Source organism: Sphingomonas psychrotolerans, assembly GCF_002796605.1.
GTDB lineage: Bacteria > Pseudomonadota > Alphaproteobacteria > Sphingomonadales > Sphingomonadaceae > Sphingomonas > Sphingomonas psychrotolerans.
The window spans coordinates 458,994-484,080 of record NZ_CP024923.1 but is presented as its reverse complement, the minus strand read 5'-3'; the positions used below and the strand labels follow the sequence as shown (position 1 = coordinate 484,080).

The 25,087-nt window shown below is 67.8% G+C and carries 18 protein-coding genes; 17 read left to right on the top strand and 1 reads right to left on the bottom strand.

The genetic code is table 11. From position 1 onward, the window contains the following. Positions 1-46 precede the first annotated feature (46 nt). From CVN68_RS02105 to CVN68_RS02090, 4 genes are all read left to right on the top strand, one after another. On the top strand, positions 47-1,864 hold the full coding sequence (locus CVN68_RS02105; protein WP_100280739.1) for a hypothetical protein: 1,818 nt from the start codon (positions 47-49) through the stop codon (positions 1,862-1,864). A 67-nt stretch (positions 1,865-1,931) separates the two neighbouring features. Continuing rightward, complete coding sequence (locus CVN68_RS23565; RefSeq protein WP_199560182.1) at positions 1,932-3,485, top strand: hypothetical protein; 1,554 nt, start codon at positions 1,932-1,934, stop codon at positions 3,483-3,485. Between the two features lie 7 nt (positions 3,486-3,492). Continuing rightward, positions 3,493-11,010 (top strand): SpvB/TcaC N-terminal domain-containing protein, encoded by a 7,518-nt coding sequence (locus CVN68_RS02095; RefSeq protein ID WP_158298661.1) that lies wholly within the window; start codon positions 3,493-3,495, stop codon positions 11,008-11,010. A 5-nt stretch (positions 11,011-11,015) separates the two neighbouring features. Beyond that, entirely contained in the window at positions 11,016-11,546 is a 531-nt protein-coding gene (locus CVN68_RS02090; protein ID WP_100280736.1) for a hypothetical protein, read from the top strand. Between the two features lie 18 nt (positions 11,547-11,564). Here CVN68_RS02090 and CVN68_RS02085 read toward each other — a convergent pair whose 3' ends face one another. Then, positions 11,565-14,045, bottom strand: coding sequence for an ATP-binding protein (locus CVN68_RS02085; RefSeq protein ID WP_158298660.1), 2,481 nt, complete (start codon positions 14,043-14,045; stop codon positions 11,565-11,567). A gap of 546 nt (positions 14,046-14,591) precedes the next feature. On the opposite strand from CVN68_RS02085, the gene CVN68_RS02080 reads away from it, so the two are divergent. The 13 genes from CVN68_RS02080 to CVN68_RS02020 all read left to right on the top strand — a co-directional run bounded on the left by CVN68_RS02080 (position 14,592) and on the right by CVN68_RS02020 (position 25,086). After that, on the top strand, positions 14,592-15,203 hold the full coding sequence (locus tag CVN68_RS02080; protein ID WP_100280734.1) for a DUF4255 domain-containing protein: 612 nt from the start codon (positions 14,592-14,594) through the stop codon (positions 15,201-15,203). Next, entirely contained in the window at positions 15,200-15,868 is a 669-nt protein-coding gene (locus tag CVN68_RS02075; protein ID WP_100280733.1) for a hypothetical protein, read from the top strand. Before CVN68_RS02080 ends, CVN68_RS02075 begins: the two co-directional genes overlap by 4 nt. A 21-nt stretch (positions 15,869-15,889) precedes the next feature. After that, positions 15,890-18,691, top strand: a complete 2,802-nt coding sequence (locus CVN68_RS02070; RefSeq protein ID WP_100280732.1) for a phage tail sheath family protein — start codon at positions 15,890-15,892, stop codon at positions 18,689-18,691. 26 nt (positions 18,692-18,717) lie between these two features. Further along, the gene (locus CVN68_RS02065; RefSeq protein WP_100280731.1) at positions 18,718-19,176 is read left to right on the top strand and encodes a phage tail protein; all 459 of its coding nucleotides are present in this window, start codon (positions 18,718-18,720) and stop codon (positions 19,174-19,176) included. A gap of 5 nt (positions 19,177-19,181) precedes the next feature. Beyond that, a complete protein-coding gene (locus tag CVN68_RS02060) occupies positions 19,182-20,549 on the top strand; it encodes a phage tail sheath subtilisin-like domain-containing protein (RefSeq protein WP_100280730.1) in 1,368 nt (455 codons plus the stop codon). After that, positions 20,546-21,229, top strand: coding sequence for a phage tail protein (locus tag CVN68_RS02055; protein ID WP_100280729.1), 684 nt, complete (start codon positions 20,546-20,548; stop codon positions 21,227-21,229). Before CVN68_RS02060 ends, CVN68_RS02055 begins: the two co-directional genes overlap by 4 nt. A gap of 13 nt (positions 21,230-21,242) precedes the next feature. Next, positions 21,243-21,866 carry a CIS tube protein gene (locus CVN68_RS02050; protein ID WP_100280728.1) on the top strand — a complete coding sequence of 208 codons (624 nt, stop codon included), beginning with the start codon at positions 21,243-21,245 and terminating at the stop codon, positions 21,864-21,866. Then, the gene (locus CVN68_RS02045) at positions 21,863-22,072 is read left to right on the top strand and encodes a hypothetical protein (RefSeq protein ID WP_100280727.1); all 210 of its coding nucleotides are present in this window, start codon (positions 21,863-21,865) and stop codon (positions 22,070-22,072) included. The genes CVN68_RS02050 and CVN68_RS02045 overlap by 4 nt, the downstream gene beginning before the upstream one ends. Positions 22,073-22,074: 2 nt before the next feature. Next, a complete protein-coding gene (locus tag CVN68_RS02040; protein ID WP_100280726.1) occupies positions 22,075-23,328 on the top strand; it encodes a phage late control D family protein in 1,254 nt (417 codons plus the stop codon). 4 nt (positions 23,329-23,332) lie between these two features. Then, positions 23,333-23,881: a phage baseplate assembly protein V gene (locus CVN68_RS02035; RefSeq protein WP_100280725.1), complete on the top strand. Its 549-nt coding sequence runs from the start codon at positions 23,333-23,335 to the stop codon at positions 23,879-23,881. Between the two features lie 7 nt (positions 23,882-23,888). Continuing rightward, a complete protein-coding gene (locus tag CVN68_RS02030; RefSeq protein ID WP_100280724.1) occupies positions 23,889-24,320 on the top strand; it encodes a hypothetical protein in 432 nt (143 codons plus the stop codon). Between the two features lie 71 nt (positions 24,321-24,391). Beyond that, positions 24,392-24,697: a hypothetical protein gene (locus tag CVN68_RS02025; protein ID WP_100280723.1), complete on the top strand. Its 306-nt coding sequence runs from the start codon at positions 24,392-24,394 to the stop codon at positions 24,695-24,697. After that, complete coding sequence (locus CVN68_RS02020) at positions 24,697-25,086, top strand: PAAR-like domain-containing protein (RefSeq protein WP_100280722.1); 390 nt, start codon at positions 24,697-24,699, stop codon at positions 25,084-25,086. Before CVN68_RS02025 ends, CVN68_RS02020 begins: the two co-directional genes overlap by 1 nt. Position 25,087: the final 1 nt, after the last annotated feature.

The window sequence follows — 25,087 nt, the reverse complement described above, 5'->3', positions numbered from 1 at the left end:
GTGTCCAATTGCGTATCCGGTTAACCAATGACCCAGGAGGAAAGACATGTCGTCATGCGTTGATACCCTCGGCCCAGGCTATGAGCTGTGCAATTCCAATCATTGCAACAACTTCCAGGAGACGTCGATCTTCCACGCAACCTGCTTGTGCATCGATTGGCAGGGCAACCCCATTCCGGACTGCAATCCCAAGAACAGCAATTATCCGGTCCAGACCGCGCAATGCAAGAACGGGTCGACCGGCGAGATTCAGAACATCAGCTCGCAGGCCTGCAGCCAGTTGGGGCAGCCCTGGTTTTGGGACACCTGCTATTGCTGCTGCACCTGCTTCGCAGCGAACACCCCGATCGCGGTGCCGAACGGGCTGATGGCGATCGGCGACCTGCTGGTGAACAACGAAGTGCTGGCCGCGGCCGGCACGCCGGGCAGCTGGAACTGGACCGCGCAGACCGTGACCTTCAGCGCCGGCACGCCTGCCTCCGCCCCGGGCAGCCTCGGCAACATGATGATCTACCTCGCTTATGGCGACAATCAGTCGCTGATCGTCTCACGCGATCAGCTGATGGTTCTGCCCGACGGCAAGCTCAAGCGCGCCGACCAGCTCGTGCCGGGCACCGACATGCTCGTCGCGGCCGATGGCAGCGCGCCGTTGAACATCAACATGCTGGCGAGCGGCTATTACATGGGCGCGATCCACCACATCGCCACCTCGACGCCCAGCTATGACGAGTGGGACGGCTCGATCGACGATCATCTGATCAACGCCAATGGCGTCGTCGCCGGCGACTATTTGCTCCAGATGTACCAGGACATGGCCAAGATGGCGCCGAACCTCGCCGATCCGGAAGCGCCGGACCTCGGTCACGCCGATTACAAGGCGGCGAATTCGGGCGTCTCGGTCAAGGCGTTCGTGGTCGGCGAGAGTCACCAGGCCGCCGGCATGGAAGTGCGCGCGCACAATTTCCGCGCGCACGCCGAGAGCGAAGCGTTCATCCCCGCCGGCGCCTTCCAGCTCTTCTCATCCAGACAGGAAGCGCTGCTGATGGATCAGTCCATCCCCAAGCGCGGTTTCTCCGACGTCACAAACGTCCAGCTGACCAGTTACTACATCAAGTTGTTCAGTGCCTTTTATCCCAAGGTGCACGTCTATCTCGATTGGGAGAGCATCCACCCGAACGTGTACGCCTTCACCCAATATGGCACGCCAACGGTGGTGATCGCGGGCGAGTTCCTGCGCCTCGGGCCGCTTTATGGGCCTGCCATGGCGATCGGTATCGCGTCCGGGATCGCCAGCGCGGGAATCGAGGCGAATAGCGGCGATGTCGGCCGCAGCGTCTATGACGGCATCGGCGTGGTGATGCAGCAGGCGCTCCAGGGCGTGAACACGTTCAACCAGACGCTGGTCGCGGGTCAGGCCCAGTTCGATACGCTGCTCGCGCTCCTCGCCAAGCTCGAGACCGGCGGCGAGGGCGGGATCTCGGCGAACTGCCTCTCGCAGGTGATCGATGCCGCGATCTCGGGCGATCCGCTGCCCGAATGCGCCGGCGGCCCCCCGGTGCCGCTCACGCTCGCCTCGGCGAGCTATGCCGACGGCGCGCTGACGATCAGCTTCAGCGAGCCGATCAACGTCGCCAGCGCGCTCAATCCGAAGAGCTATCAGCTGACCCCCAACGGATCGATCATCAAGCTCGACGCACCTGCCGGGGTCACTTCGTCGGTGGTCGCGACGGTAACGCTCGATCCGGGCGATTACTCGCTGCTCGTGTCGGGCGTGACCGGAGCGACCGGCGACAAGCTCGATCCCGCGCACAGCTCCGCCCTGTTCACCGTCGGCGACGGCGACGGCGGCACCACCAAGGCCTGACCTTGCCCCAATTGCCGGGATGGCGCGCATCCGCCGCGCCATCCCGGAGCTTCAGGAGACGCGCGCCATGACTGACTGCCTCGCCAATCTGGGTCCCGACGCCAAGCCGTGCGACCCCTCGGCCTGCTACGATATGCCGGACCGCACAATCTTTCACGCGCTGTGCAATTGCCTTGATTGGCAGGGCCTCCCCATTCCGGACTGTAACCCCAGGACCAATAATTTTCCGATCCAGACCTTTGGCTGCAAGAACGAGACGACCGGCGAGGTCCGCTACATCTCTGCACAGCAATGCTATCGGCTCGACAACCCGTGGACCGTCGAGCCCTGCTATTGCTGCTGCCGGGGCGGCTATGCGCTGACTGCGGTTTCCGCGCCGGGTGGCTCGGTCCAGGTCGGCGATCTCGCAGTGGGCGACCAGGTGATGACCGCGCATGGCTCGGTTGACACGCTCGACTGGAAGCCCGCGAACGTCGCCTTCGCGGCCGTCACCCCGCCCGCCTCCACGCATCAGGGGATGCCGCCGCTGATGGTCCACGCCAGTTTCGGCGACGGTCAGTCGCTGATCGCGCATCCCGATCAGCTGCTGATGCTGCCCAGCGGCCAGCTCAAGCGCGCCGACCAGCTCGTGCCGGGCACCGACCAGCTCGTCGATCCCAAGGGCCAGCCGCTGCTGCTGCACGGCGTCGAGGCCGGCCATTATCTCCATAGCCTCGTCCATTTCGCCACGGACGCCTCGGGCCCGGCCGACTGGAATGGCTCGCTCGACGGCCATCTGCTCGATCTGAACGGCGCAGTCGCGGGCGATTATGTGCTCCAGCTGCTCGCCCCCACCGGCCAGCTCGACGCGCATCTCGCCGACAGTCAGGCAACCAAGACTGCCCCAGCCGATCAGCAGGTAGCGGTCTCGGCTCCCGCGCCCCGGCTGACCGCCACCGTGCCCGTCGCCGCACCTCCACCCGCCGGCTTCGAAGGACTCGACCAACCGATGATCACGATCCCCAGGAGCGCGGTGACTTTGTTCACCGCCGACCAGGAAGCCGCCTTCGTCGCCGCTGCCCGCACCCGCGCCACCACCGACCAGACCAACCTCGTGCGCGCCCAATATTTCATCAAGCTGTTCAGTGGCTTCTTCCCCGACGTGACTATCCAGGTCGACTGGGCGAACAATCGACCCAACGTCTTCGCCTACAAGCAGATGCTGAGCCGCCCGTCGGTGGTCGTCCCCGGGGGGTTCCTGCGGCTACAGCCGATCCTCGCCGAAGCGGTCGCCGCGGCGATGGCCTTCGGCATCGCCAACCGCCAGATTCCCGCCGACGCCGGCAGCGTCGCCCATTCGATCTATGACGGATTCGGCGTGATCCTGCCGCAGGCGCTCGAAGACAGTTCGCTATCGAGCACCACCGCCGCCGCCGAAGCACAGTTCACGGCGCTGTTCGCATTAGTCGCCACACCTGCGGGCACGGACGCCGTTACCCCAACGCCGCCACCCGCGCCAACGCCGGAGCCAACGCCAACGCCAGCACCCACCCCCACTGCGACGGGGCCGAGCTTCGATTGCATCCTCCAGATCATCGACGCGGCGATTTCCGGCGCGGACCTGCCCGACTGCGCGAACTGAGGCGACGGTGGCGCGAGGGGATCAGAACAACGGGGCAAAGCTCGCGCTCGCCACCCCCGGGCCGTCCAAGGCCGGCGGCCCGGTCGCGGGGATGGGCGAGAGTCTTGCCGCCGGCGACTTCGCCGGTGGCGCTTCGCTGAGCGTCCCGATCCCCTTCCCCCCGGCCCGCGGCATCGCCCCGCCGCTTGCTCTCAGCTGGCAATCGGGCGGCGGCGCCGGCGTGTTCGGCATGGGCGTCGACATCGGGCAGCCGGCAATCGTCCGCCAGACCAGCAAGCGCATTCCGCGCTACGATGCCGACGACGTGTTCATGCACGCCGGGTTCGGTGAGCTGGTGCCCACCCCTGATCCGCCCGGACAAGCCGTGATCGGCGGAGTCACTTACACCACCCGCGGCTATCGGCCGCGGCTCGAGCAGGGCTTCCCCGCCATCGACCACCTCACCGCCCCCGGGCGCGATCTATGGCGCGTCGTCGACGGCGACAACTGGACCTCGCTCTACGGCACCGACCCGAGCGCGCAGATCGCCGATCCCGCGGATCCCGCGCGGGTCTTCGCCTGGTTGCTGCAAGAGAGCTTCGGCCCGCGCGGCGACCATCTGCTCTACGACTATAAGCCCGAGGACGGCACCGGCGATCCGAGCATCGCCCCGCGCTCACGTGCCAACCGCTATCTGGCGCAAATCCATTGGGGCAATCGCGTTCCGACCACCGGCTCCCTCATGCTATTTGCGCAGGGCGCTTCGCCCCCCGCCCCCGATTGGTGCTTCCACGCGGCCTTCGACTATGGCGAATATGACACTGCGGCAGCCGACCCCTGGCAGCCCTCCGGCAGCTGGACATGTCGCGCCGACCCCTTTTCGCGCTACGATTCCGGTTTCGAGGTCCGCACCGCGCGGCTCTGCCGAACGATCCTGATCTTCCATGATTTCCCCGACGCCCTCGGCGCGACGCCGCTGCTCGTGACTGCGCTCCGCCTCGGCTATGACGAGAGCCCGCACCGCACATTGCTGACCCGGATCGCCGAGACCGGCTTCCGCACCGATGCCGGCGTGGCGAACGGCGCGCGCGCGGCCGCCCCGCTCGCGCCGATCGAGCTCCTCTACAGCGATTTCGACCTTGCGCGCGGCAGCTATGCCGACGTCGCCACCAGCGGCGGCACCGCGGTGCAGGGGGCGGACGCCCTTTGGGTCGATCTGTTCGGCGGCGGCATCCCCGGCCTGCTTCAGGCGCACGATGGCGGCGTGCGCTTCTGGCCGCCCGACCGGCTCGACCCGGCCCGGTCCAGCGTCTCCTATGCCGGCCCCAGCCGCGTCGCGCCGATCCCCAACGGCGCGCAATGGCCCGGCGGCGGCTTTACTCTTGCCGACGTAACCGGCAGCGGCCGGATGCAATGGTTGTCGCGCGCGCGGGCCTGCCCCGGCTTCGCCGAAATCGGCAGCGACGCCGCCGCCGGCCCGTTCCACGGTTTCGAGCGCATCCCCGTCGACATCGACAACCCGGCGCGCCAGATCGTCAGCGTGACGGGCACTGGCCTGCCCGATCTGCTGCTGATCGCCGCGGATCGCGTTGAATACACCCCCAGCCTCGGCGCTGTCGGCTATGGCGACACAGTGCGACTGCCCGGTCAGGGCCTCCCGCCTTATGCGCCGGAGGCGCTTGGCGAGGCCCGCCGCTTCGCCGACATCTGCGGATCGGGCCAGCACCATCTCGTCCGCATCCGCAACGGCTCGGTCACCTATTGGCCCAATCTCGGCTATGGCCGCTTCGGCGCGCCCGTGGCGATGGCCAACGCGCCGTGGTTCGACAGCGAACTCGACCCCAGCCGGCTCTATCTCGCCGATCTCGACGGCACCGGCGCAGCTGACCTGCTCTATCTCTCGGCCGATGGGTTACGGGTCTGGCGCAACCGGGCGGGCAACGGCTTCGACGATCCGGTGATGCTCCCGCTGCCTGCCCCGGCCGATCTGCTGATGCAGCTCGATTTCGTCGATCTGCTCGGCAGCGGCCTCGCCTGCCTGGTGGTGACTCAGCCCCAGGCGCTGGTACCGCGCCGCTATCTGCCGATCAACGGCGGCGTCCGCCCTTTCCAGCTTGTCGAGGTCTGCAACAATCTCGGCCGCAGCCTCACGCTCGACTATACGACCTCGGCCCAATCGTGGATGCGCGATCGGGCGCAAGGAGTCGCGTGGCTGACGACGCCGCCGTCGCCGGTCCTGCTGCTCGCCGCGCTCACCGACCGGGACGCGCTCGCCGAGACCGTCACCACCCGCAGCTTCATTTATCGTCACGGATATTATGATCCCGACGAGCGCAACTTCACCGGCTTCGCCTTCGTCGAGGAGCGCGACGCCGAGGACTTTCCGGATCCCGCGCCCGAGGATGATCCCGCCGCCAAGGCCTATCAGGCCCCGCCCAACGTCACGCGGCGCTGGCGCCACACCGGCGCATTGCCCAACGGCCTGCCGCTCGAACTCCAGCTCGCGCCGGAATGGTTCCAGGGCGACCCCAAAGCCTGCCCGCTCGCCCTCACCGCGACGCAATTCGTCGCCCGCGACGCCGAAGCGGTACGTCAGGCGTGCTTCGCGCTGCGCGGCCAGATGCTCCGCGAGGAGGATTATGGCGTCGACGACAGCGCCGTCGCGGCGACCCCCTATGTCGTCGAAACGGTGCGTCATCAGATCCAGCAACTGGAGCCGCCCTCGGCGGGCGGCATCTCGGTGTTCCGCGTCGATCCGCTCGAGACGCTTCATTACGAATATGAGCGGAGCGCTATGGATCCGCGCGTCTCGCACGGCTTCACGCTCGCGCGCGACGATTTCGGCAATGTCACGCAGAGCGTATCGCTTGCTTATCCGCGCCGTACTCCCGATCCCGCGGTTCCCGCCCAGGCCGAGCTGATCGCCACCCAGGAGCTGACCAGCTATCTCAACGTCACCGATGGCTTCCGCCTGATCGGCATTGTCGGCGACGAGATCGAGGAAGCGATCGACGGGCTCACCCCCGATGCCGACGGCTATCTCACCCTCGAAGCGCTGCGCACCCAGCTCGCGGCCGCGAAGACCCGGCGCTTCGCGTGGACGCGCCATCATTATGCCCCCGGTCCCGGCGGCGCGGCGCTGTCGCCGCAGGCGCTGCCGGTGATGGTCGAGGCCGCGACCTTCGAATGCGCCGCGCTGACCCAACAATATGCCCCCGCGCTCGGCGCGACGGACCTGACCGCCCTGCTGACCGGCCCCGATGGCGGCTATCGCGCATATTCGAACGGCGAGGAGGCCGGCTATTGGTGGAACCCCGGCACCAGCCTTGATTATGCCGGCGCCGACGGCTTTTACCTGCCGGTCCGCAGCACCGATCCGCTGGGCGGCGTGATCGATTGCAGCTACGATGCCAGCGCGCTGCTGATCGTGCACAGCGCCGATCTGCTCGGCAATGTCACCACGGTCGAGGCAGTCGACTATCAGGCGCTCGCGCCCGCGCGGGTCCGCGATCCCAACCAGGCGCTGTGCGAAGTCGCATTCGATGCGCTCGGGCTGGTCGCGACGCTCACCGCGCACGGCAGCGAAGGCGGCACCGCCATGGGCTTCGCACCGCTCTCGACTTATCAATGGCCCGCCGAGCCGCCCGATTTCGCCACCGTTCTCGCCGCGCCCGCAAGCGCGCTTCAGGGGATGAAGGCCGCCTATTTCTACGATCCGCTCGCTTGGTGCGGCCTGATCTCGCAGGCGATTCTCGCCGGGCTGAGCATCGATACCGCGGCACTCTGGACCGATCTGATCGCGCGCGGCTATCTGACCGAGGATGGGGCGATCTGCACCCGCTTCCGCCGCGATCGCGCCGCGGGCAGTTATCAGCTCGCCGCTCTCTTCGCCACGGTCAGCGATCAGGTTGCCACACTGATCGAGGCCGCGCCCGCCAGCGCTCCCGTCGGCGCGCTCAGCCTCGTCGCGAGCGCCTTTCCCGGCAGTCCCGTTGGCCCGATCGTCCAGCAGATCGTGTACACCGACGGCCTCGGCCGTCTGCTCCAGACCAAAAGCTTCACCGACGAGGGCCAGCCCGTCCGCGGTCAGGCCGCCGAGGCCGCCGCGCCCGCGACTGCCTGGCTCACGAGCGGCGCGGTCCGCTACAATGCCAAGGGCGATCCGGTGCGCCGCTTCGAACCTTGGTTCTCGGGTTCGTGCGCCTATGATCCGCTCGAAGCCGCGATTGAGGGCGCGAGCACGATCTTCTATTTTGACGCGCTCGGCCGCTTCGATCATGCGCTCACCCCGCTCGGCGCGATCCGCCGGCAATTGCGCGGCAGCGTCTCCGCCGACGGCGATTTCACCCCGGGGCCGTGGGACTTCGCCGTCTATGACGAGAACGACACGCTCAAATCCTCGCCTTATTATCAGGCGCTGATCGCCGATCCCCATGCCGACCCCTGTGAACGCGCGGCGGCGCTGCGGGCCGCGCTCGCCGACGGGTCGCCGACGCGCACCAGCCTCGATCCACTCGGCCGCCCCGTCCGCACCCGGCAGCAGAACGATGGGCTGATCACCGCGGCGGGCCTCGAAAGTCTCGGCTATCCGGAATCCCAGGCCGACACCCTTCTCGCTGCGCTGATCGATGAAGGGCAACTCGATGCCCGCGGTGCGCCGACAATGGCTTTCGCTCCCGGCGCCACCGGCTGGACGCTCCCGCTCCCGCCGCCGTTCACTGACGATGCCGACAAGATCACGACCTATATCGCCGCTATCCAGCGGGCAGGCACGCTGCTCGCCACGGTGATGACGCTCGACATCCGCGGCAATCCGCTGCGCATCGCCGACCCGCGCCTCGCTGCCACCGGCGTGGCCAATTACGTGGTCGCTTTTGCGTTGAACAACACACCGGTGTGCATTGCCGGTGCGGATTCGGGCACGCGCCGGACGCTTGCCAACGCGATCGGCGCGCCGCTCTATGCGCGCGACGCGATCGGCAATGTCCTCACCTCTCGCTTCGATCAGCTCGGGCGCCCCGCCGAACAGCACCTCGTCCCCGCGACCAGCGGACCGGCGCAAATCATGCGGGCGCTCTATGGCGACAGCGCCCGCGCAGCCACTCCCGGCGCGCCGCTCGTCCCCTATTTCACCGCGCCCGAGCGCTGGAACTTGCGCGGCAAACCCGTAATGCTGCTCGACTCGGCCGGGCTGTTGCTCGCGCCCTTCGCAACCTTTCAGGGCTTCGAGAGCGCGCACGCGATCTGGATCCGCAAGGACCCCGCCGCGCTCCCCGACTGGGGGACACTCGACGATCCGACGCTGCAAATCCTCGCCGACGCAATCACCGCCTTACCCGATGCCGGCGCCCTCGCCAGCCTGTCACTCCCCGCGTCAATCCTCGCGGTGCTGGACGATGCCGGCTTCGTCACGCGCACGGGCTTCGACGCACTCGGCCGCATCACCGCCGCCACCGATGCCGGCGGCAATGTCGAGCAGCGGACGATCAACGTCCGCGGCTTGCTCGCCGCAATCGACTTCGCCCCCGCGGGCGGCGCGGCCGTCACCAGCATCGGCCCGATCACCTACGACGCTCATGCCCGGCCGCTTGCCTATGGCGTCGACGGTGCGTTCGCGACCACGCTCGATTATGATCCCCGAACCTTCCAGCTGACCGGCATCGCCACCAACGGCGCGACCACGGCGGACGTGCGCCAGGCGCTCACTTATTATCGCGACCCGATCGGCAACGTCATGTTCGCGCTCGACGCCGCCGACCTTCCGCTCGGCCGGCCCGCGGGCGCCCAGCCGACCCAGGCCTTCACTTATGATCTGCTCTACCAGCTGATCACCGCCACCGGCCGCGAAGGCACCCCCGCCGCCGAACCCACGCCCTATGCCGAACGCTTCGACTACGACGCCGGCGACAATCTCGTCGCGGAGACGCATAGCGGCGGCCTCGCCAACTGGACGCGCAGCTTCATTATCGCCGCCGGCTCGAACCGGCTCGACTCGCTTACCACCACGACCGGGGGGGCTTCCGATAGCCGGCCCCTCGCTTATGATGCCAATGGCAACCAGACCGCGCTTCCCGGCCTGGATACGCTCGCGTGGAACTATCTCGACCGCATCGCCACCACCATCACCTCACCCGACGGCGACGGCGCCTTCGAGCGCGAGGACCACATCTATTCGGGCACCGGCACCCGCGTCCGCACCCGGCGCCAGTATTTTGCGGGCGCCAACCAGCTCCCGGTGTGGACCGAAGAGATCACCTATCTCGATACCCTCGAGATCACCCGCACCACGCAAGGCGACACCACCAGCGAGCAACATCTCGCGCGGGTCACCGCCGCCGGCCGGCCGGTCGCACAATGGCTGGGCTGGATCTCGGGCGCACCCGAGGGAGGGCCGGCCGCCGCGATGTCCTACCCCCTCCTCGATGTCTTGGGCTCGGTCCGCCAGCTGCTCGATGCCGGCGGCGCGCCGCTGATGTGGCGCGAATATCTCCCTTACGGCGCCGATTCGCTAAGCTGGACCGCCGATGACACGAGTGGGACTCTCCAGCGCCGCCGCTTCGGCGGGGAGGAATTCGATCCCGCCACCGGCCTCTATCGCTACGCGCTGCGCGATTATGCCCCGTCGCTGATGCGCTGGCTGAGCCCGGATCCCGCGGGCGCCGCCGACACGCTCAACGGCTATCGGTTCGTGCACAACAACCCTGCGACCTTCGCCGACGACGGCGGGCGCGTCACGATCCACCATTGGAACGTCAAGGACAAGAACACCCCGGCGCTAAACGACACCAAGTTCATCGCCGAAATGGCGAACCAGCTCGCAAAGGCGGTGGACCACCGGGGCACGGTCGTTTTCCTGACCGAGGTCATGGCTAGCGTCAGCCACGCTACCTTCTCCACTTTTCTCGATAAGGTGCAGAAAAAAGCAGGCCCCGGCTGGAAAGCACAGCTGATCTACGCCGGCGTCTCCGAGGGCGGATGGCGGCGGGAGAAGATCGCAGTCCTGACCCACGGTTTGCCGGTTCAGAATTATTTCCAGCTCGTCTGCCCCACCAGCACGAGCAAGAACACGATCAAGGAAGTGTCCCCCACCGCCACCTTCACCCATCGCCACCAGTTCAATGAACGGCAGATCGTGGGCGTCGATGTCTTGGCCAATGTGGGTGGCGAGACGACGATGAGCATCGGCGCCTATCACAATCAGGGGCCCTCGTCAGGCGCCGAAACCCGCGCCAGTCGCTGGCGTCAGCAGGGCGGGCGCCACCGCCTCCATGCCGTCACCGGTGACTGGAACACGCCCGCCCCCAAGGAGAAGAACAAGCGACCGACCAAGCGGCTGCGCGGCGACGGCTTCGGCGGAAACGTCACCTTCGATCAGACCGGGACGAGCAGAGGCGGCAGCGTGTATGACTATACATTGAGTTTCAATTCGGACGTGAACGGCCGCGAGCTTCATGTCGAGAACCGCGCGGGTCCGCGTCTTTCGAGTTCGGACCACCGTCCCAACTCGGCAGTGATTACAACCCGCAAACGCACCAGGGAGGATTGACGGGCATGATCGAGAATGCGGGAATCAGCGCGGCGGATCGCACCGAGCTCGGGTCGCTCCTCGGGCTCGGCGCTCCGGTATCGGGAGCGGTGTTTGCCAAAGCGCTCAACGATCCCGATTATGCCCGCAATCTTGCGCTGTGTCGCAATACGCCCGCCTTCCGCGATTTCCTGCTCGCTCAGGCCGAGCGCGAGGCGCCCGAAACGGCCGAGGCGATGCCGGAATTCAGCTCGCTCGAGCTCACCGCGAAAGCCACCAGATCCTTCTGGGAATGGGCGCGATCGGGCTTCGCCACGCTCGACGCCGAGACCGTTGAAGCACGTTTCGAGGCATGCCTCGCCTGCCCCAATCTGATGGCAGCGCCCGATCTGCTCGCCTATCGCGTAACCGGCGCGGATCGACAGCGTGTGTGCCGCCTCTGCGGCTGCGTCGCGGCACGCAAGACGAAGCTTCCGCACGAGCGCTGCCCGGGGGCCGATCCCGAGCGCGAGGGATATAACCGCTGGGGCCAGCCGCTGGCGGAGGACGCGGCCTGAGGGCGCGGTTGATCTGGGTCAATCGGGCACGGCGCGAATGATCCTCGCTCTGCCGGCGGCACCTTCGGGAAGCCAGGGTGCAAGCACGCCCAGATCCGCCACGCGCCCGGACTTGCCGAGCTCGCGCGCCAGCCCGGCAACGCAGTGCCGCATCGCCAATTCCGTCCCTTCGGAAGCCGCGAGCAGATGCGCGGTATAGACCGCGTTGCGGATCTCGCCGCCGACCAGTTCATAGGGTTCGGCGAGCGGCTGGACCAGGATGTCGCCACGTTCTCCCGGTGGCGGCAGCAGCCGGTTCCAGATCGCACAGCGATCCGCCGGACCGGGCGCCGGGAAATCGGCGCGCACCCGGATGCGGCGCATGAAGGCATTGTCGATGTTGCCCGATAAATTGGTCGCGAGGATCGTCCAGCCGGGAAAGCGTTCGATTTCCTGCAGCATGTGATCGACTGCGATATTGGCATAGCGATCATGTGAATCGCGAACCTCGGTGCGCTTGCCGAACAGCGCGTCCGCTTCGTCGAAGAACAAGGCCACGCGCGATCGGCCCGCTTCCTTGAACAGTGACGAGATACGCTTCTCGCCCTCGCCGATATATTTGTCGACGACCTGCGAGAGGTCGACGCGATAGAGCGCGTAATCGACTTGCCGGGCGACGATCTGCGCCGCCATAGTCTTGCCGGTGCCCGGCGGCCCGGTGAACAGGCATGCCAGACCGGCACCGGCATGCAGCGATGCCGCGGGGCCGCCTTCGCCGAACAAGCGCGCGCCATGCTGCGCCCAGGCGATCGCGAGGTCGAGTTCACGCCGCGTCTCGTCACGCAGCACGATGTCGTTCACTTCGAACTGGAGCTCCAGTCGTTCGGCGGCGCTGCCGAAGCGAGTGTCGCGAACCCGCTCGCACGCGATCCGCGCATCGGCGGCGTCGGGCGCCGCCCGGCCGGCGGCACGTGCTTCGGCAGTCGCGAGCCCCAGCGCGGCGTCGATGCGCGCATTGCCGAAGTCGAAACGATCGGCGATGTCGTCGATCGCCTCGGGCTGCCAATCACTCGGCGCCCGCGAGCGCCACATGCGGATGCGCTGGGGCCAGTCGCGGCGCGGCGCGGCGAGGGTTATCGCGGGCCGTGCAGTTGTCAGCAGCAGCGGCTTGATCCGATCGGGATCGGCGACCGCGAACAGCGGGGCGTCCAGCCCGGTGACGAGTTCGCGCCAGCGCTCGACCGGCATCGCATCGGGATCGGTGACGATGACAGCGGCCTCCGCGATCATCGCCTCCCGCCCGAGCGCGGCGATTGCCGCCGCCGTCTGCAGCGCGGCGCCAGCGACGGCGATTGCCTGTCGGTTCAGGCTTGCGGCGACGGTGCGCGCGATCGCCCCGCGCCCGACTTCCTCGTCGCCGACGACCGCGACGAAGATCGTGGCCGGCTCCTGCCCCTGCAAACCGGTGATCACCCGCGCCACCTCGGTCTGCACCGCCTCGGGAGCTTCGAGCTTTTCGGGCAGCGCGCCCTCGAGCGCTTCGACGGCATAAGGAGGCCTTCGATCGAGGCCGAACAGCAACGGCCAGATCGAAGCGTCGGCGACGACGGTGCGCGTCGCGATCGGCCCCTCGCCTTCGAGCGATACCAGTGCGTAGCGAGTCAGCGGGCCGTCGCCTGCCAGCCGCTCGAGCAGGGTCCGCGCATCGCCGCCCCAGTCCGCCACGACGCCCGCGATCGGTCGCGATCGGCCGGCATGATCGTTGAGCAGTCCCACCATCCGCGCCGCGCGTGGATCGATCTCGACCACCGCAGCGAGGAACAGCAAGTCGCGCTCGTCGGCGCTCAGCCCGAACCGGTCGGCGATGAAGGTCAGCCCGGGGGGTTCGGCGCTGTGCGCCGCTCCGCCCCCGCCAAGCGCCTGCGCCAGCGCCGCAAAGGCATCGCCCTGTCGTGACGTGCTCGGCCGGTTGGCGGCGATGCGCGTGACGAGTACCGCCAGCCGCGCGGTGATCGGATCAAGCGTGACCTCCAGCGGGGCCCCGTCGAGACCGACAAGCGGCGGCGGCTCCGCAACATCTCCGGGCGACGCCAGCGGATCCTCGGCCATCATCGCCACGGTCGTCACTCGCCGCCCCGGCAGCCAGCGGCGCCGCAATTTCGCCGCCGCCGGGGGCCGCGGATGTTCGAGCGTCGCCGGCGCGTCGCGCAGCATGCCCATCAATCGCTCGATCGACAGCTGCTCGATCCGCTGCACGCGGTTTTCGAGCCAATGCAGTTCGGCGGCGCGCCCGCCCGCGTCGATCTGGATCACACGTCGCGCGCGGCCGCTTCGCAACGCGAAGCCCGCGTCGACGCCGCTGCCCGTGATCAGCACGTCGACGACAGGCGGCGTGCCCGCGTTCGTCTGCGTCTCGTCGACGATGTCGACATCGGGCGCGTTCGCGAGCGCGGTGAGAATGATGGCGCGCAACATCTGCGGCACCTCGTCATGGGCCACCTCGACGCGCAATCTTGCCATGTCGGTATCCTCGTCGGTTGTGCCGGAGCTTAAGGTCGGCACCGCGCGTTGAGAATGTGGCGCAAGGGTTCAGCGGCGACCGGATGGCTCGCCAGTCGCTCCGCATGGGCACGGCGCGGAAGCCGGGCGACGGCGGAAAGCAGATTCGCCGGGCAGCGGCTCGGCCGAAGGATCTAGATCTTCGCGCCAACCCGTCCTCGCTGGCGTACCGACGCAAATCGACCCGCCGACATGCCGCGCGGGCCAACAAGGATCTGGATCGCAGCTGACGCCGATCCCTGAACCCTCACCGGGGATAGGCTAATCGCGGCTCGGGACGGTTCGAGCGTCGCTCGACCCGCAACCCCCTGCCCCACATCGCTTTCCGCCCGGTCCGGCACCGCCGCGACCGCTGGGTCTTCTTTGAACCCTCGTGGGCTTTGCGTTGGCGCTGGCTGTGGCCGCATTCTCGAAGCCGAGCGGATTCGCCGCTTTCGGGGAGGATAATGCCGTCAGCCTGGACCCTGTCGACAACCGGCGCGCGAGCGCCGTGCGGAAGCCGCCGGCATGGCTGATTTCCGGGTTGTCGATCACACGGGGCTCACGCTCGTTGCGCTGATCGAGCGCCAGCTCGTCGACCTCGGCATCGCCAATGTCAGCGTGGGTGTCGTCTCGGCGGGCATCTTCGCGACGCTCGGCGCGACTCCCAATGCTTTCATCTCGCTGTTTCTCTATCAGATCTCGGGCAATGCCGAGCTGCGCAACCTGCCCGAGACGCTGTTCCCCGACGGCACGAGGGGCCGTCAGCCGCTCCCGCTCGAGCTTTCCTACCTGATCACTGCCTGGGGCGTGCGTACGCCCGGCGACATCGCCAGCGACCAGCAGGCCGCGGGCGAGGAAGCCCGCCTGCTCGGCGCAGTCCTGCAGGCGCTGTACGAGCATGCCGAGGTCGGCCGCGGCGAGCTTTCCGACGTCGTCGCATTGCCGGTCTGGGCGCCGTATGACGGACTGCAAATCGCGCTCCAGCCGCTGCCGATCGACACCCAATATCGCCTCTGGGACGCCACCGATCTCGGCTACCGCCTGTCGCTCGCCTATCGCGTGCGCGTCGCCAGCCTCCAGCCGACTCCGCCGCTGCCGGCCCCGCCGGTGGTGAACGCCGAAATGGCACTGGCATGATCGCGACCGACCTTATCGCCCACCGGCTGTCGTTCGCGGTGTGCTTCACCGATCATTTCAGCGGCACGCCCGTCGCCGACGAGCTTCCGGTGCGCCTTGAAGGCAGCCTGTTGCGCCCGGCGAAACGCGCCGACGGTTCGGGCGCGCGCCAGAGCGACGGCAGCTATCGATTCATCGGCGCGCCGGGCGGCACCGTCCGCATCCTATGGCGAGATCCGTTCCAACGCACGCACGCGGGCTGGACCCGCTTCGACGCCGATCCCGAAGTCACGCTGCCGCTCGTCGATCCGGCCGCGCGGATCGCAATCGACCTCTGGCCCACGGCGACGGCCGCGGCACCGGTCGGCGCGCTCGGCGTGCGCGGCAAGCTCGTCGGCCCCGACGCAGGTGGCCAGACCGTCCGCATCGCCCGTCAGGGCACGGCGTTCGACCGGATGACGCTCAGCGACCAGAATGGCGAGTTCCTGTTCCTGCCCCCCGGCCGGATGGCCGAGAACGCCTCGGGCCTCGTGCCGCTCACCATCGAAGTGCTCAGGCCCGATGCCAGTCCGCGTATCCTTGGGGGCGGACACTTCGTTCCCGCTGCCGCCGGCACGCCCTTTCCGGGCGCCGGCTTCGCCGTCGTTCCCCGCAGTATTTCCCGGGTGATCTTCACCCTGACCTGAATCGATCGAGGAGGCCCTGCCATGCCCGAATATCTGCATCCCGGCGTCTATATCGAGGAGACCTCGTATCGCGGAAAGCCGATCCAGGGAGTCAGCACCAGTACCGCAGGCTTCGTCGGCGCTGCGCGCAAGGGGCCAGAGGGCAAGGCGGTCTTCGTGCCCAGCTTCGCCCATTTCCGGCGCCTGTTCGGGGATCCGGTCACGGCACCGGCAGGACTGGGCGACTATCTCGGCCATTCGGTGAAGGCGTTCTTCGAGAATGGCGGCGCGCGTTGCTATGTGGTGCGGGCACTCGCCGCCGATGCGCTGGCTTCGACCGTCGCCATCGAGCAGGGCACGGCACTCCGCCTCGTCGATGGCGCCGTGGCGCGCGGACCGACGCGGCAGCTGCGCCTCAATTCGCTTCGCTCGGTCGCGGCCGGCAGCGTGCTCAACGTGTACACCCGCGTCGCGGACAGTGCGCCATGGGTGCAAACCCGTACCCTGACGGTGGAGAGTTACGACGCCGTTCGCGGGATCGCCACCGTCGATGCCGCGAGCGAACTGCCGAGCGGCGTCGTGCTGGACCCCGTTTCGACTGTATTCTTTGTTGACGGCGTCGCCCCGGCGAACACCAATCCCGGCGGCGGTCCCGAGTTCACGGCACGCCACCGCGGCGTCGACGGAGACGCGATCAGCGTGCTCGTCCGCCCGCGCGACCGCCCGGCAGTCGCGCTCACCGCCGCCGGCGCTCGGCGCGTCGATCCGACGCTCGACATCGCCCCGGCCGGATTGCCGCTCGCGGCGGCCCAGACGACGATCGAGTTCACCGCGCCCGCGCTGCGGCGCCTGCAGACCGGCGACACGATCAGCATTGGCGGATCGAGCGGGCGCGTCGTCCAGGCGGTCGCCGACGGCGACGTCACGTTCGACAATGTCGGCGCGGGGATCGACTTGTCCGGCGGCGGCGTGATCCGCCTCATCGACCGCGGCGGCGCGCTCGACACGCCGCTCGAACTCGGCGCGGCGCCGCCGGCCTTCGCCATCGACATGACCGTCGCGGGACCGTTCGGCCCGACCGCGCTGCCACACGACCTCGCGGCGCTGCTGCGCCCCGGCGATATCGTGCAGGTCGATGACGGCGGCGGCAACACCGGCGACGTCACCATCTCTGCCGTCCGCGTCGCCGAGGAGATCGCCCCCGGCGCCCATGTCACGCTCGATTCCGGCCTGACCGCGGCCGAGCCTCCAACCGCGCGGCTCACCGCCACCGTCGCCGCTGCCGGACTGGTCCGGCTGTATGTCGGCGATGCGACCGGCTTTGCCGCACCCCAGCGGGCGGGCTCGCCCGAGGCGATCGCAATCCGCGCCGGCGCTTCCACCGATACCGGCCATATCCTCCTCGCCGATGCTGCGGACAATGTCCTCTATCTCGCCCGGCCCGCCGGCGAGTTTCCGACGGCGGTCGACACCGCGACATGGACCGATATCGATGGCCTGCAGGCAGTCGCCGATGGCCAGGCCACAGTGCGCGTCGCCTCCACCGCCAGCTTCTACAGCGGAGCCAAGGTCGAGCTCGACAGCGGCAGCGAGAAGTTCGAGCTCATCGTGCTTTCCGTCGACGCCGGATCGCGCACGGTGACTTTCGTCGCCGGCCCCGCGCTCGGCGCGGGCAATTTCATCGACCTGCCTGCCGATACCGCCGATCGTCGCGCATATCTGCGCACCAGCGAGATCGACGTGCTCGTCGCCGAGAACAATGTGATCAAGGAGACCTTCGAAGGCCTCACCTGGAACGACGATACCGCCACCGACGCCGGCCTGCGCTTCTTCGCAGCCCGCATCAACGATGCCGAGATCGGCTCGAAGCTGGTGACCGTGGTTCCGGCTGCGGGCGCGGGAACCGATTTTGCCGATGCTCCGCTCACCGCCAATGGCGGATGGCGAAGCCTCGGCGGCGGCAGCAACGGCAGCGCGCTCACCGATATGGCTCTGATCGGGGAGGATAATGGCCCCGGCAAACGCACCGGCATCCACGCGCTTGCCGAACGCGACGACATCGCGATGGTGGCGGTGCCGGGAGTCACGCTCGAGACGGTGCAGGCCGCGCTCATCACGCATGCCGAATTGCTGCGCTATCGCGTCGCGATGCTCGATTGCCCGCCGGGCGCCGCCGACGTCACCGAAGTCCAGGCCCATCGCAACAATTATGACAGCAAGTATGCGGCCTATTACGCGCCGTGGCTGCGCGCGCTGAACGACAAATCCGGACGGATCGAAAGCTTCCCGCCCGCGGCCTATGCGATGGGCATCTGCGCGCGCACCGACAATAGTGTCGGCGTCCACAAGGCTCCCGCGAACGAAGTGGTGCGCAACGTCGTCGACGTCGCCTTGCCCTTCACTGCCGCCGAACAGGACGTGCTCAATCCGGTGGGCGTGAACCTGATCCGCGACCTCACCCCGCGCGGCATCCGGCTCTGGGGCGCCCGGACGATTTCGTCCGATCAGGAGTGGAAATATCTGAATTTCCGCCGCCTTTTCATCTTCATCGAGCACTCGCTCGACATCGGCACGCAGTGGGTCGTGTTCGAACCCAATGCCCCGGCGCTGTGGAAGCGCGTGGTCGAGACGATCACGCCGTTCCTGGTCACCCAATGGAAGGCCGGCGCGCTGTTCGGGACGACGCCGGAAGAGGCCTTCTTCGTCCATTGCGACGAGACGACGATGACCCAGGACGACATCGATAACGGGCGCCTCGTCTGCGAGATTGGCCTCGCCCCCGTCGCCCCGGCCGAGTTCGTCATCTTCCGGATCGGCCAGTTCACTGCATCGACCAAGGCTTGATGCGCAACATTTGAGGAGGCACGGCGATGGCTGTCGAACGTCCCAACAAGAACCCGTATTCGAACTTCAACTTCATCGTCGAATTCGACGGCACCGAAGTCGCGGCCTTCACCGAAGTGACCGGCCTCGACAGCGAGAACACGCCGATCGACTATCGCGAAGGCGCGGATGCGACCTCGGCGATGCGCAAGATCGTCGGTATCGAAACCTACCCCGCGGTGGAGCTCAAGCGGGGAGTCACCGGCAATCTCGTCTTGTGGGAGTGGCGCAAGGAAGTGCGCGATGGCGGCACGACGTTTCCACCGGTCAAGCAGGTCACCATCAAGCTGCTCGACGAGGCGCACAACCGCAACGCTCCCGCGATGACCTGGTCGCTGACCAACGCCTGGCCGAGCAAGCTCACCGGTCCGTCGCTCTCGGCCAAGGGCAACGACTATGCGGTCGAGCAGCTCAGCCTGGTGCACGAGCGGCTGGACATCAGCTGATCGTGATGAGCAGCTTCGGCGAAACCTATGCGATCCCCGGCGTCTATCGTCGGCCGGCCGAGCGTGCGGAGGGCTTTCCCCGCCTGCGCACCGACATCGCCGGATTCGTCGGGGTCGCGGGGGTTCGCCACGTCGGCGAGGCCGTCGCCGTCGATGACTGGAAAAGCTACGTCACTGCCTTCCGCCGCGACGATTTCGGTAACCCGGTGCCCGCGCCGGCTGGCAGTGTCCTCGATGGCGCGGTGCGCGACTTTTTCGCCAATGGCGGGCGGCGGCTGTGGATCGTCAACGTCGCGGCGCGCCTCGACGAGATCGATCCGCAAAAGCTGCTCAACATGATGCTCGGCGTGGATGCGATCGAGCCGCAGGGGCTTGAGTTGCTGCTTCGGCAGGACGAAGTGTCGATCGTCGCGGTTCCGGAGCTCGATGCGCGGATTACGGTGCTGCGGGATCGCGGCGCGCCCGAAGACCTTCCCGGCGATCCCTGCTTCGGCCCTTGCGTCGCCGCGAACCCCGCGAACGACCGCGGGCCGGCCAGCGGCGATCAGATCGAACGGAGCGAGCGGCTGTTCGGCGATGGCGATCTGCTTTGGGCACAGCGCTATCTGATCGATCGCCTGCTCCGCACGAGCTGGCGCTGGATCGCGATACTGACCCCGCCGCCCGGCCGGGCTGCGGACGGCGCGGTCGACTGGCGGCGCGCGCTGCTCAAGGGCACCGAAGGCGCCAGCGTCGCGGCGCTCTACTGGCCGTGGTTGCTGGCGCAGGACAGCCCGGGCGCGTCGGTCGAGGAACGCTCGCCGGTCGGCGCGGTCGCCGGCATCTACGCCCAGGTCGACATCGCGATCGGCCCCCACGCCGCCCCCGCAAACCGCCCGATATCGGGCGCCGTCGGCCTGGCAAGCGAAGTCGGCGACGAGGAAAACGCTCTTGCCTATGACGCCGGCGTCAACGTGCTGCGCGACTTCTCCGGCATCGGCATCCAGCTATGGGGCGCCCGGACCTTGCTGTGGCAGGACCGTGGATCGCGCGGCGAGGCGCTGTCCTTCGTCAATGCCCGGCGCTGCCTGTCGGCGATCTGCCGCAGCGCCGAGGTGATCGGCCAGCCGATGACCTTCCAGCCCAATACTGCGATCCTGCGCATCAAACTTCACCAGCTGATGACCGACTATTTGCTGCGGATCTTCGCCGACGGCGCGCTCAAGGGCGCCACGCCCGAGGAAGCCTTCTTCGTCGAGGTGCCGCCGGTGCCCGACACGCCCGAGGGTCAGCTCGTCTGCAATATCGGCATCGCGCTCGCCGCCCCCGCCGAGTTCATCGTCTTCCGCATCGGCCGGGAATCGGGCGTGATCGAAAGGGCAGCGGCGGCATGACCTTCCCGCTCGTCCAACCGGTCCTCAAGGTCAATTTCTTCGTGACCATGTGGGATACGCCGGCATCGAACGAAACCGCGCTCGGCGGCGTGCTCGGCACGATCGGTTCGGCGGTGCTCAGCCTCGCCGCGTCCTTCCTCGCCGGCGGCTTTTCATCCGTGGAGGGCCTCGAAAGCGTCAACACGCTCGAGACCGTCAACGAAGGCGGAGCCAATGACGAGGAGAAGCGCTACTTCACTCGCGCCACCTACGCCAAGATCGTCATGGCCCGCGGCGTCACTTTCAACACAGACATCTGGGACTGGCACCACCAGGTCATCACGGGCAAGCGTAAGCAGCGCAAGAGCGGCACGATCATCTCGCTCGACACGCGCCAATTGTTCGATGCCCCCGGAATCTCGCTGCCGTTCGAGCATTTCCCGGTCGCCGCCTGGACCTTCCACAACGCTTTGCCGGCCAAGATCAGCGGGCCGCAGCTCAATGCGCGCGAAGGCGGCGACAGCAACGCGATTGCGATCGAGACGATCGAGCTCCACCCCGAAAAGATCGAGCGGCTGTCGCTCTCGCTGATCCCGGGCGTCGCCGATCTCAATTCCGCGGTGTCGGGCCTGATCGGCGTCGCCGGCGCGGCCGGCCTGGCTGCTTCAGGCGCGGGCGCCGTCGCGCTCTCCGGTCTCTGAGGGGGCTGGCGGCATGGCTCTCGTCAAGGCGACTTTGACCAACGTCTCGGTAGCAAATGCCGATCCGATTCCCGTGCTGGTCAACCCAGACAGCTACACCATCGCCACCAACATGCTCTATCCCGACATTTCGGTGCCAGGGCTGCGCACGCCGCTGCTGCAATTCGTACGGGGCGAGGCGAAGACGCTCGCGGTCGAACTGTTCCTCGATAAGACCGACACCGGCGAGGCGCTCGCCACGCGGCTCGCGGCGATCCGCGCCTTCGTCACGATCGATGGCGAGCTCCACGCCCCGCCGGTCTGCCGCTTCCATTGGGGCGACACCGATTTCACCGGCGTGATGTTCGAGTTCTCGGAGAAGTTCTCGGTGTTCGACGCCGCCGGCCACGTCCTGCGCGCCCGGGTGACGGTCAAGCTCAAGGAATATGCCCCGGCGAACCTCCAATATACCGAGATCAATCCGCAATCGCCCGATCGCGCGAAGAACCGCGCGGTCCGCAAGGGCGACCGGCTCGATCTGATCGCGGCCGAGGAATATGGCGATCCGGCGCTGTGGCCGGTGCTCGCCGCCGCCAACGGAATTGCCCGGCCGCGCCTGCTGGTGCCGGGACAGTTGCTCGAGGTGCCGCCGCTATGACCGCGCCCGCCAGGGATCCGCAGCTCAGCATCGGCACGATGGCGACCACCGTCACCTTCGAGCCCGATGTCATCACGGCGTCACCGCCCCCCGCCGCGATCGGCGGCGCCGGCGACGACGTCGCGCGGCTGCGCGCTTTGCTCCGCCCGATCATCTCCGACCTGCTCCGCGAAGAGTTGCGGAACGGCATGCGGATGCGGGGCTGACCATGGGCCTCGCTCCCGCCACCGCCAGCTTCCGCCCGGGCACCAAATTCTTCGCGCCCCAGGCGCGGCTGGTGAAGGAGGACGGCACGCCGATCCTGATCAACAACCAGCCGGTCAACGCCGACATCGTCAGCGTCACCGTCACGCTGACCGCCTCGAGCGAGGTCGGGCAGGTGGAGATCGTCCTCAACAACCAGCGCCACGACGCCCATAACCGGCCGATCGCGCCGATCTGGCGGTACAACCGGCTCGACACCCTGACCTTCGGCTCGCGGGTCCGCGTCGACATGCGCTACGCCGACGAAGGCTGGACTCCGATGATCCTCGCCCGGATCACCGACATCGACTTCGTGTTCCCGCCTGCCGCCGGCGCGCTGGTCACGCTCAATGGCGAGGATTTCCTCAGCCTGCTCAAGGTCAAGCCGCAGACCCTGCCCCCTTATACCGACCGGCACGAGATCGACATCGTCGACGCCGAACTGACCACGGCGTCGGCGGGGCTCTCGCTCGCCAGCCCGCGGCCCGCCAATCCCTTCGCGACGCCGCTCACCACTTTGACCCACGATCCGGCCAAGACCCATCTCGAGTTCATCGACGAGATGGCGAAGCGGATGGACTTCGAGGTCTTCGTCGATTTCGACGATCGCAGCCAGGTCCGCGACGACCAGCAACGCACCGTCAGCCTGCACTTCGAGCCCTGCCGCTCGGCCGGCACCGCGACGCCGCTGTCGCTGCTCTGGGGCCGCGACATCGTCGAGTTCAAGCCCAGCTTCAAAGTCTGGGACGTGCTCACCGCCGCCACCGCCGCGGGCAGCGTGCCGCGCGGCCGCGGCGGCTTTTCGGTCAATGTGCCGATGGCCGACGCGATCAACGACTTGCTCGCCGGTGCCAACGGAGTCGTGCCCCAGAACGCGGCAACCGTCCGCGCCAACGCCTTCGCTGCCGAGGGCCGCACGCCGCAGGCGAATATCGGCACGGTGACCGCCACCAACATCGACGAGGAACGCGCCCGCCGCGCGGCGATGGCGACGCTGCGCAAATCGGCACGGCAGTTCCTCACCGCCGAGATTACCACGCTCGGCGCGCCGCCGCTCAAGCCGGGCATCCACGTCGATTTGACCGGCCTCTATGCCCCGTTCGACGGCGTCTATTACGTCACCAAGACGATCCACACGCTGTCGGCGGCGGGCTATTCGACCAAGGCCGATCTCCAGCGGCCGGGCATGCTCAACCCCAGCAACTATCCGAGCGGGTGAGGCGATGACCGACTTCGCCTCGACCCTCCTGCAGGAAATCGACTCCCGGGCGAGCCGCGGCCCGGTGCCCGGGCTTCGCTACGCCGAGATCGTCCGCAAGGAAGATGACGGCACCTATGTGCTCACCTGGCTGAGCGGCGCGGTCCGGTCCGAATCCGCCCCGGCACGCGCCGCCGCGTTCATGGCCGGCGGCGAACGCGGCGGCTATTTCCCGTTCGAGGTCGGCGACGAAGTCGTCGTCGGCTTCATCGAGGGGCATCTGGATCAGCCGGTGATCCTCGGCGCCCTGTGGTCGGATCAGGACAAGCCGCCGGCGGACGCCGACACTTCCGCCGACAACAATATCCGCATCATCCAGTCGCGCGAGGGCAGCAGCCTGACCTTCGACGACACCCAGGGTGCCACTGCTCTCAAGCTCAAGTCGGCGGGCGGGATGGAAGTGGTGCTCGACGACAAAGCGAAGACGCTGACCATCAAATTCGACGCGAGCACCTCCATCGAGATGTCGACTGCCGGCATCACGGTGAAGGGCGCCGCCATCAATCTGAATTGAGGAGCTTATGATCGTCGAAGCCGGTCCCGATGCGCCGCCCCACTTCTTCCTGCTGGGCTTCCGCGCGCCTCCGGGCCAGGTCGGGCCGGCGGCGGAGCAACGCGGCGTGATCGTCACCCGCACCGTGCTGAGCTTCGCCGGCGCGTCGCTGCCCGCGGGCGAGGTCAAGACCGAAGACGAGCCCTTCGCGGGCCAGACCGAATCCGGCCCGTTCCGCTACGAAGCCGAGATCGCGGTCTGGAAGCCTGTTCCCGACGTCGCGATCGTCGCCGACCTCACAACCTTCCTGAGCGCGGCGCAGATCGCCGATACCGATGCGCTCCCCGCCACCATTGCCGCGACCAATTTCGGCAGTGTCGCCATCGATCGGGGCGCCGGCTTCGGCGCATCGCTGCCCCGCACCTATGGCCACCGTCCCCGCGGCGAGGGGGGCGGCTGACGCTGGCGGGGGATCCGGGCGCCGCGAACGATCCCGCCTCGCTGCTCGGTTTCGATCCGAAGCAATTCGATTTGCCGCGCAGTTTCGACAACGGGTTCCTCAACGGCGCTCCGCTCCCGGGCGAAGCCGCGTTCGCTCCCGGTGCCCGGCTCAGTTTCGCACCCTCCGTCGGCGCCGCCGTACCGATCCTGACGATCCCGCCCGCACCGGTGCTGACCGTCACCGAAGACGGCGCCCCGCTCGACCCTCCGGTCGATCTCGTGCCGCAGGTCGACACGATCGTGGTCGATCGGACCGCGGCGCAGTTCCTGCTGGTCTGGCGCGCATCCTTTGCATGGGAGGCGCGGCTGGAGACCGCGACCTTGACGGTGCACTGATGGGACGCCCGATAACCACCACTGCCGGCGGCATCGCCTTTGCCTTCCCCAATGTGTGCATGACGCCCGCACCGCCGGGACCGCCAGTGCCGATCCCCTACCCTTCGATCGGCCAGCTCAGCAGCGCCGCGGGGACCTCGCCGACGGTAAAGGCCGGCGGAAGTCCCGTCGTCACCAAGGCCAGTACCATCCCGTCGACCACCGGCGATGCGGCGGGCAACGCGGTCGCCGGAAAATTCGGCGGCAAGGTGGAATTCACCGGCGGCTCGGCGACGGTCTTCGCCGATGGCAACGGCGTGGTTCGACAATTCGACACCACCAGCCAGAACAATGGCAATGCCCAGGGCTCGGTCCTCGCCGGCTTTCCGACCGTGCTGGTGGGAGGTTGAC

Excerpts from the sequence above, each read along its gene's own strand:
- CVN68_RS02105 (WP_100280739.1), top strand. The coding sequence starts at position 47 with ATGTCGTCATGCGTTGATACCCTCGGCCCAGGCTATGAGCTGTGCAAT.
- CVN68_RS23565 (WP_199560182.1), top strand. The coding sequence starts at position 1,932 with ATGACTGACTGCCTCGCCAATCTGGGTCCCGACGCCAAGCCGTGCGAC.
- CVN68_RS02090 (WP_100280736.1), top strand. The coding sequence starts at position 11,016 with ATGATCGAGAATGCGGGAATCAGCGCGGCGGATCGCACCGAGCTCGGG.
- CVN68_RS02085 (WP_158298660.1), bottom strand. The coding sequence starts at position 14,045 with ATGGCAAGATTGCGCGTCGAGGTGGCCCATGACGAGGTGCCGCAGATG.
- CVN68_RS02080 (WP_100280734.1), top strand. The coding sequence starts at position 14,592 with ATGGCTGATTTCCGGGTTGTCGATCACACGGGGCTCACGCTCGTTGCG.
- CVN68_RS02075 (WP_100280733.1), top strand. The coding sequence starts at position 15,200 with ATGATCGCGACCGACCTTATCGCCCACCGGCTGTCGTTCGCGGTGTGC.
- CVN68_RS02070 (WP_100280732.1), top strand. The coding sequence starts at position 15,890 with ATGCCCGAATATCTGCATCCCGGCGTCTATATCGAGGAGACCTCGTAT.
- CVN68_RS02065 (WP_100280731.1), top strand. The coding sequence starts at position 18,718 with ATGGCTGTCGAACGTCCCAACAAGAACCCGTATTCGAACTTCAACTTC.
- CVN68_RS02060 (WP_100280730.1), top strand. The coding sequence starts at position 19,182 with ATGAGCAGCTTCGGCGAAACCTATGCGATCCCCGGCGTCTATCGTCGG.
- CVN68_RS02055 (WP_100280729.1), top strand. The coding sequence starts at position 20,546 with ATGACCTTCCCGCTCGTCCAACCGGTCCTCAAGGTCAATTTCTTCGTG.
- CVN68_RS02050 (WP_100280728.1), top strand. The coding sequence starts at position 21,243 with ATGGCTCTCGTCAAGGCGACTTTGACCAACGTCTCGGTAGCAAATGCC.
- CVN68_RS02045 (WP_100280727.1), top strand. The coding sequence starts at position 21,863 with ATGACCGCGCCCGCCAGGGATCCGCAGCTCAGCATCGGCACGATGGCG.
- CVN68_RS02040 (WP_100280726.1), top strand. The coding sequence starts at position 22,075 with ATGGGCCTCGCTCCCGCCACCGCCAGCTTCCGCCCGGGCACCAAATTC.
- CVN68_RS02035 (WP_100280725.1), top strand. The coding sequence starts at position 23,333 with ATGACCGACTTCGCCTCGACCCTCCTGCAGGAAATCGACTCCCGGGCG.
- CVN68_RS02030 (WP_100280724.1), top strand. The coding sequence starts at position 23,889 with ATGATCGTCGAAGCCGGTCCCGATGCGCCGCCCCACTTCTTCCTGCTG.
- CVN68_RS02020 (WP_100280722.1), top strand. The coding sequence starts at position 24,697 with ATGGGACGCCCGATAACCACCACTGCCGGCGGCATCGCCTTTGCCTTC.